Source organism: Paenimyroides marinum, assembly GCF_900108395.1.
GTDB classification, from domain to species: domain Bacteria; phylum Bacteroidota; class Bacteroidia; order Flavobacteriales; family Flavobacteriaceae; genus Flavobacterium; species Flavobacterium marinum.
Genome location: NZ_FNXE01000068.1, coordinates 1 through 7,624, shown reverse-complemented (window position 1 = coordinate 7,624; position 7,624 = coordinate 1). Strand labels below are relative to the sequence as shown.

Genomic DNA, 7,624 nt, shown 5'->3' with positions numbered 1-7,624 from the left:
CAACTAATTTTGCCCTATTTGAAAGATTGCCCGTTTAGTAGTGATTTTTATTAATTATAATGCTATTCTAAATTAATGAATATATGGAAAGAAGGTTGCTTTATTTTCTTTTCGTTTATTTGAAAATAACTCTTGGAGTACAACATCAATTTTTGAATTTAATAGTGATGTCACTATAACTTCTTCTTCTCTATCTTTTAATAAAATTTTCACATAAAACAAATCGTCTATTAAAGAAAATTTGATTGTACTATTCTTTACTTTACCTGAAGTTCCAACTAAATTCCAATGGATTATATTATCTTCACTAATAATCAACTGCTCATCATTTTGAATTATAAACAATTGATCTTCATAAACTTTAAATAATATTTTTTTATTTATTGCATAATGATTAAATATAATCACTAATTGAAAAATAATTGGCACGAAAATTAAAATTACTAAACCTATAAAAAAAGATAAATTATTCATTAAAGAATCATCTTCAAAAAACCAATAATAAAACACACCTATTATAAATAGATTTGTAAAAATCAAAGGAAAACATTTTTTTAAAATTTTATTATTGGTAATTCGTTCCATATTTATTGATACGTCCTTTTGTTTCCCAAAGAAACATTGATATATTAAAATTATCTGTGCATCTGTGGCATTTTATCAATCTATCCAAAATAATTCCGATGCAATTCCGTCGCAAAAGAATTTTCCTCTAATGGTAGTTTTTAAAACGTTGTTTTCTAATTGCAATTGTTGTTTTTGCAAAAACGGTTGTGCATTCTTCAGTAAATATTCCAGATATTCAGAACCAAAATCAGTGGAAACTTTTTCTAACGAAACACCCCAAATAGTCCGTAAACCGGTCATTACATATTCGTTGTACCTATCTTGCATTGAAAGGGCTTCGGTTTCGTTTGGTAATTCGTTTTTTTGGATAGACTGCATATACAATGAATTATTGGCAATATTCCACGAACGATTTTTCCCGTCAAAACTATGTGCCGAAGGACCGATTCCCAAATACTTTTTTCCCAACCAATAAGCCGAATTGTTTTTAGAAAAATAACTGGCTTTTCCAAAATTAGACAATTCATAATGTACGAAACCATTGTTTTCTAAAATAGAAACCAAAGCTAAAAAATGCTCATGTGCTTCACCATCATCAGGCGTTGGGATTTTTCCTTTTTTGATTAATGTTGCCAAAGCGGTTTTGGGTTCCACCGTTAATGCATAGGTGGAAATATGTGGAATATCCAGATCTAATACTTTTTGAATATTTGATTTCCAGCGATCCTTTGCCATTCCGGGAATTCCGTAAATTAAATCAACAGAAATATTGTCAAAAAATTTTGTAGCTTCAACCAAACAATCCCAGGCTTCATCAGCATTGTGTGCCCTATTCATCATTTGTAAATCTTCATTGTAAAACGATTGCACTCCAATACTCAGCCGGTTGATTTCAGACGATGCCAATTGCTGAATGCGTGTCACAGACAAATCGTCGGGATTGGCTTCCAATGTAATTTCGGGATTTTCAATCACATCAAACAACGAATAAACGGTATCTATCAACAAATTAATTTCTTCGTTGGTCAAAATGCTCGGTGTTCCGCCACCAATATAAATGGTTTCTATTGTTTCATCAATTTCATTTTTCCGTAAGTTCAGTTCTTGAATCAAAGCAAAAATCATTTTGTCTTTTTTCTTTAACGAAGTTGAAAAATGAAAATCGCAATAATGGCACGCCTGCTTGCAAAAAGGAATATGTAAGTAAATGCCTGCCATTATTTTTTGGTGATTCGATCTTGATTTTGATTGACAAAAGCATCCCAACCCGAATAAGATTTTCCTACTACGGTTTTTCCCGAATTAAAAAAATGGCACACGGCTGCCGCCAATCCATCGGTAGAATCGAGATTTTTTGGCAATTCTTTCAAACCCAACAATTGTTGTAACATTTTAGCTACCTGTTCTTTAGAAGCATTTCCGTTTCCGGTTATTGCCATTTTAATTTTTTTGGGTTCGTATTCGGTAATCGGAATTTCGCGTGACAAACCCGCAGCCATTGCAACACCTTGTGCCCTACCCAGCTTTAACATCGACTGAACGTTTTTGCCAAAAAACGGAGCTTCAATAGCAATTTCATCAGGATGATAGGTATCAATCAATTCAATGGTACGTTCAAAAACGCGTTTTAATTTTAAATAATGATCGCTCAGTTTTGAAAGATTCAATTCGTTAAGCTGTAAAAAAACCATCTGATTTTTTTCAACTTTTATCAAACCAAACCCCATAATGGTGGTTCCGGGATCAATACCTAATATAATGCGTTCTTTTGCCAATGTTTATTAATTCGTTAATTCAAATAGGTTGTACTGAAAAAAATAGTTCCTTTGCAGTATGAAATTTTTGTCTTCCAAAATTAAGCAATTCTTATTACTTCTGCTGAAATTAATCGTGGTTGGTTTGGCGTTTTATTTCATTAAAAGCCAGTTGGCAGAAAAAACGCTTGATTGGAACATTATTTCAACGACATTGCAACAAGAAAACGCAACTTTTTTTGTTGCAATTTTATTGATTTTAACTTTTTTGAACCGGTTTATAGAAATATTAAAATGGAAGAATCTGGCACAAACCATTATGCCAACTACTATTTGGGAAAGTACAAAACAGGTTCTAATCGGGATTACTTTTGGAATTGTTACACCCAACGGAATTGGAGAATATGCCGGAAAAGCATGGTTTTATCCTAAAAAAGAAGCCGGAAAAGTAGTTTTTCTCAATGCGGTTTGCAATGGTATTCAGGTAATTTACTCGGTGCTTTTTGGACTGATCGGAACATTGTATATTAACAGCCTGCATCCTTTTATTCCTGAAAAATATCTTTTCTTATTTTTTGGCGGATTGTTTTTAGCGGTACTTCTCTTATGCTCTATAAAAAACATTCAAATTAAAGGATATTCCCTGCAAACACTGATTGATCATTTAAAAAATATCAATGCATCTGTACACAGAAAAAATATCTTTTTGGCATTTTTAAGATATGTGGTTTTAGTGCATCAGTATTTTGTATTGTACACCTTGTTTGGGATTGATATTCCGTATTTTACGCTGCTCGCCGTAGTAGCGAGTATTTACCTTCTGGCTTCTTCTCTACCCAATTTTCAGGCGATTGATTTTGCCTTAAAAGGAAGTGTTGCTATTTATTTATTTGGCTTTTTCGGAGTTGACAGCTGGATCGTTACCGTGGTTGCAGCATTGATTTGGCTGTTGAATTTGGTTATTCCTATTTCGACAGGAAGTATCTTTTTACTGGTTTTTAATCCGAAGAAGACCTAAAAAAACCCTAACAAAGTTCGGAACTCTGTTAGGGTTAGAACATATACTTTACTTTATTTTTACCTGAAGCTGAAACTGTGTAGCCACTGGAACGCCGCGTTTAGTTGCCGGCTGTATCTTAGAAAATTTCTTGTTTTGCTGTTTCATGATACTGTCAAGCATTTGCTTGGGCAACAGTTTTTCGTTGATTTGTTCGGTTTTAAAATTCAATTCGCTTTTGGGCGACAAACTTACTAAAAACTGTACCGAATCTATTGTTGATAATTTCACCAATGAATCGGTTCGCAACACATTTACCACTTCAAAATTCAAACGATCAAAAAAACATCTTTTATTTTCTTCGGCATCGGTAAATTTTTCGCACGAATCATACGTGGGATAGGTATCCACCTTGCTCCAATCAATGGTATGTAATTCTCTACGCAATAATTCCTGCGAATCTGGTAGTTCTTTCTGCACAAAATTGCACGATGTCAGCAAAAATGAACAAAAAACAAATGCCCAATAATTTTTCATAAAAATTAAATCGTAAATTTAAAAGCAAAAATACAAAAATAAGTATGGAATTCTTAATACTGATTGTAAGTTTATTGTTTGTGCTTGCAGGAATTGCAGGAAGCGTTTTGCCGGCATTGCCCGGACCGCCTTTAAGCTGGATTGGCTTGCTGATTTTATACACCACACCGCAGATGCCTTTTAACTACACAACTTTAGGAATAACTTTTGTAATTACGTTACTTATCGTGATATTAGATTATGTAATTCCGGCACAGGGTACCAAACGTTTTGGAGGCAGTAAATATGGCATTTGGGGAACAAATATCGGGTTGATTGTTGGTATTTTTGCACCTATTCCTTTAGGATTTATAATTGGTCCGTTTTTGGGTGCTTTTATCGGCGAACTGATTTACGACCAGAACAATTCAAAACGTGCCTTAAAAGCAGCAACAGGTTCGTTTATTGGTTTTGTAGCTTCTTCTTTTATAAAATTTGTTTTTTGTATGATTTTATTAGGTATTTACATTCACACCGTTTGGAAATATTGGAATGTGTGGTTTTAGTTTACAGGTATCCTAATTGGTAAGGTAAAATACATTCGTACAATTTTATTTTCAAGTTCAGCTGGTTTCCATTTAGATTTCTCTTTTATAATTTTAAACACTTCATTTGCTAAATCAAATTTATCTTCTATGGTTGTCATGTTAGTTAAAGAACCATCTTTTTCTACTACAAATCTAATCTTAATCACAATATCTTTTAATGTTAAAGGACGTTTTATTTTGTCTTCTAAATCGTCTTTTATATTAGTATTTAGATTTTTGAAAAATACATCAAAACCTTCTTTAGGCTGTGCTTTCTTGTGAACAAGTTTATGGATATAATCTTCTCCTTTAAACAAATTTGCTTTTTTAGAGTAATCATATGAAGGATCACCACATGCTTGAATAATAGTTATACCGTTTTCCTGTGCAAACACCTGTAATCCTGTAAAAATGGTTAGAATAACTAATAAAATATTTTTCATATTATAAATTCTTTAGCAATAAATACACTTAAATTTTTAGTTTAAAATTGCCTTTTAAATGCTCAAATAACAAATCGGCGATTTGTTTTTTATAAGATACAATGCTTATAGCAACGAGATAATCATTTTTATAAAGAAAAAGCGTTCGGTAGTGGTTTACATAATCACCATTGGGCATAGAAAAGGTAACTTCTGTTGTTTTGGTTTCGTTAAAAACAATGGTTCTTACAATGGCATTTTGTTTCTCGGCATCGTTTTCAATGGTTCGCAATTCTGCTTCTGCCTGCTGCTGGGTAATTTTTCTAAAAACCACATTGTAATATGCCGTGTTGTCTTGTGCCTGAATCATAAACTCTTCTGTTTGTAATTGATCGTTTGTAGAACTTTTAACAAGGGCACAATTACATTTTAGATCAAAAAATTCGGTATCTACAAGAGCGTTGTTTAACGAATCTTTAAATGATTTTACTTCTTCTTCGGTAGTGTAAACCAGCTGTTCGGAATCTTTTTGAGGATCGTTTACATTAATTGTTATAGGCAATGTAAAAGCCGAACGTACATTTTTTTGGTTATGTACTGCGGGAACCCAGGCTGGCATCATTTTTAAGGCTCTGATGGCTTCTTCGCCCACGCCGAATTTATCGTCTATAACCTGAATATCTGAGAAGCTGCCATCTTTTTCAACCACAAATTTTAATCGCATACGCAACTGTTCTACTTCTTTTGGAATATCGGGCACGTTGAATTCTTCTATAAAATTCTGCATAAAATTCTGTATGCCTTCTTTAGGGTGTGCTTTCTGCTGAACAAAGGTTTGAATATCTTCTTGTGCAGCCATTGAAAAACTATTCACGAGAAGAATAGAAAGCAGATAAAGTATTTTTTTCATAACAAAGAAACTTTAATTTTCAATAATATCAATTTCTATTTTTTAAATTTAAAATTTTCTAATAAATCTTCATAAGTTAAATTCATCACTTGTTTATTAAAGGAAGTTACATTTAAGCCAATTAAATAATCGCCTTCAATATAAAAAATGGTTCGGTAATGATAAACATAATCATTATTAGGAACTTTATGTTCTGCTTCTATAGCTTTTCGATTTTTATATTGAATTTCTTTATAGGTTCCATTGTACATTTCAGGTTTTTGTTTAATCCAATCAATATAATGACGTATATCTTTTGATGTGGCCTGTATAACAATAATTGAATAAAATGCGTATCTATCAGTAGCGGTTAGAGAAAATTCTTTTGTTTTATTAATTTCGTCAGCAGAGCTTTTTTCCAAAGTACAATTACAATTAAATTCAAAATTTTCGAGTTCTATTTTATTTGTTTTTAAAATCTTCTTGTAATTGGTAATTTCTTCTTCCGTTTTAAAAAAGTTTTCTTCTGATGATTTACTATGAAGCCTAATCGTAATTGGTAATGTGAATGACGACCTTACAGGTTTACCTTCAAAAACTGCTGCATTCCAAAAAGGCATTTCATTAAAAACGCGTACCACATCATTTTGAAAATTAAAATCGTCATCAACAACTTCAATTTCGCTAAAACTTCCATCACTTTCAACATCAAATTTTACTTTAAATTTTATTTCGGAAATAGATTTTGGAAAATCATCTGGCTTTTTATAATCAAATTTTTTAATAAATTCTTCCATAAATGTAGTCCATCCTTCTTTAGGATACGCTTTTGAGATTTCGCTTTGTGCTAAAGAGGAAAAACCTATTAAAAAGGCTGCAAGAACAGGTAGTATTTTTTTCATGTTTAATAATAGTTATTGAAGCACAAAACTATGCTTTTATTGTGAAAAAGAAAAAACACTGCCTAATTTCACAATCCAGACAATGTTTTTCTCTTTAAAATATTAATTGTGCCAAAAAACGTCATTCCATTCTTCGGTGATGCGGTTTTTATGATACACCTTTTCAATTTGCTTTAATTGTTCTAACGTGGCACATTTTTTTACTTCGTTTAAAATGCTTTTTTCATTAATACGAATCAATCGTTCCAGTTTTTCTTCGATTCTGTTTAACGATTTTTCAATTTGATCGTTTTCTTCAAAAAGCCGTTTTAGCCGCCTTTGCTTGGTTAATGCTTTTTTGATCAATTCGTGATCATCTCCCAAAATAGGAAAAATGTATTCACTTTCTTTTTTTAAATGCAGTGCCAACCGACTGTTATAGTACCAATCGGTATAATTTTTAATTCGTTGCAGTGGAATATTTAAACGAATGCCTTCGCGAATAATACGACATAGTTGCAAAGCTTCATTATATTCTTTTCCAAGTAATTCGGTTACTTGTTCTAAGTGGCGTTCGTAATCTGCTTTATCTGTATCATTAGTATTCATTGGTTCAAATTTATTCATTTTTATTTTTATTTCATTGATTTTAAAGTCTTTTTAAAACGGAAACGGTTGTTTTTTAGAGAGTTTTAACACTGTACAGTTTAAATAAGGAAAAAGGCAACCAACAATATCGTGACAATCAACATTACACTAATGATTTCAAAAGAATTGATTTTTTTTTTGCCACAGATTTTAAAATGAATTTTTAACAGGGAGGAAAATCAAAAAAGCCCTCCGATTTGGAAAGCTTTTCATTGGTCTAACTACTAAACCAGGTACTTGCGTACCTAAACAACACAACTAAGTTTAAATTCTTTGCGCGAATTTCGCGGTCTGGACGGGACTCGAACCCGCGACCCCATGCGTGACAGGCATGTATTCTAACCAACTGAACTACCAAACCAA

10 protein-coding genes and 1 tRNA gene are annotated in these 7,624 nt (G+C 32.2%); 2 read left to right on the top strand and 9 right to left on the bottom strand.

The features are described from left to right. Positions 1-72: 72 nt before the first annotated feature. From BLW20_RS14050 to ruvC, 3 genes are all read right to left on the bottom strand, one after another. Positions 73-585: a hypothetical protein gene (locus BLW20_RS14050; RefSeq protein ID WP_091102735.1), complete on the bottom strand. Its 513-nt coding sequence runs from the start codon at positions 583-585 to the stop codon at positions 73-75. Between the two features lie 75 nt (positions 586-660). Next, entirely contained in the window at positions 661-1,785 is a 1,125-nt protein-coding gene (hemW, locus tag BLW20_RS14045; protein WP_091102732.1) for a radical SAM family heme chaperone HemW, read from the bottom strand. Next, positions 1,785-2,342 carry a crossover junction endodeoxyribonuclease RuvC gene (gene ruvC / locus BLW20_RS14040; protein ID WP_091102730.1) on the bottom strand — a complete coding sequence of 186 codons (558 nt, stop codon included), beginning with the start codon at positions 2,340-2,342 and terminating at the stop codon, positions 1,785-1,787. The genes hemW and ruvC overlap by 1 nt, the downstream gene beginning before the upstream one ends. A gap of 58 nt (positions 2,343-2,400) precedes the next feature. Between ruvC and BLW20_RS14035 the strand changes: the two genes are divergently transcribed. Then, positions 2,401-3,339 (top strand): lysylphosphatidylglycerol synthase domain-containing protein, encoded by a 939-nt coding sequence (locus BLW20_RS14035; protein WP_091102725.1) that lies wholly within the window; start codon positions 2,401-2,403, stop codon positions 3,337-3,339. A gap of 48 nt (positions 3,340-3,387) precedes the next feature. Here the strand turns inward: BLW20_RS14035 and BLW20_RS14030 are convergent, their stop codons facing one another. Beyond that, positions 3,388-3,855, bottom strand: a complete 468-nt coding sequence (locus BLW20_RS14030) for a hypothetical protein (protein WP_091102721.1) — start codon at positions 3,853-3,855, stop codon at positions 3,388-3,390. Positions 3,856-3,899: 44 nt separating this feature from the next. On the opposite strand from BLW20_RS14030, the gene BLW20_RS14025 reads away from it, so the two are divergent. Further along, complete coding sequence (locus tag BLW20_RS14025; protein WP_091102716.1) at positions 3,900-4,400, top strand: DUF456 domain-containing protein; 501 nt, start codon at positions 3,900-3,902, stop codon at positions 4,398-4,400. Here BLW20_RS14025 and BLW20_RS14020 read toward each other — a convergent pair. From BLW20_RS14020 to BLW20_RS14000, 5 genes are all read right to left on the bottom strand, one after another. Next, a complete protein-coding gene (locus BLW20_RS14020) occupies positions 4,397-4,864 on the bottom strand; it encodes an energy transducer TonB (protein WP_091102713.1) in 468 nt (155 codons plus the stop codon). The genes BLW20_RS14025 and BLW20_RS14020 overlap by 4 nt on opposite strands. 28 nt (positions 4,865-4,892) lie before the next feature. After that, entirely contained in the window at positions 4,893-5,753 is an 861-nt protein-coding gene (locus BLW20_RS14015) for an energy transducer TonB (protein ID WP_143037821.1), read from the bottom strand. A 35-nt stretch (positions 5,754-5,788) separates the two neighbouring features. Beyond that, positions 5,789-6,634 (bottom strand): hypothetical protein, encoded by an 846-nt coding sequence (locus BLW20_RS14010; RefSeq protein WP_091102705.1) that lies wholly within the window; start codon positions 6,632-6,634, stop codon positions 5,789-5,791. Between the two features lie 102 nt (positions 6,635-6,736). After that, positions 6,737-7,240 carry a hypothetical protein gene (locus BLW20_RS14005; protein ID WP_091102702.1) on the bottom strand — a complete coding sequence of 168 codons (504 nt, stop codon included), beginning with the start codon at positions 7,238-7,240 and terminating at the stop codon, positions 6,737-6,739. A gap of 308 nt (positions 7,241-7,548) precedes the next feature. Next, a tRNA-Asp gene (locus BLW20_RS14000) sits at positions 7,549-7,622 on the bottom strand. Positions 7,623-7,624: the final 2 nt, after the last annotated feature.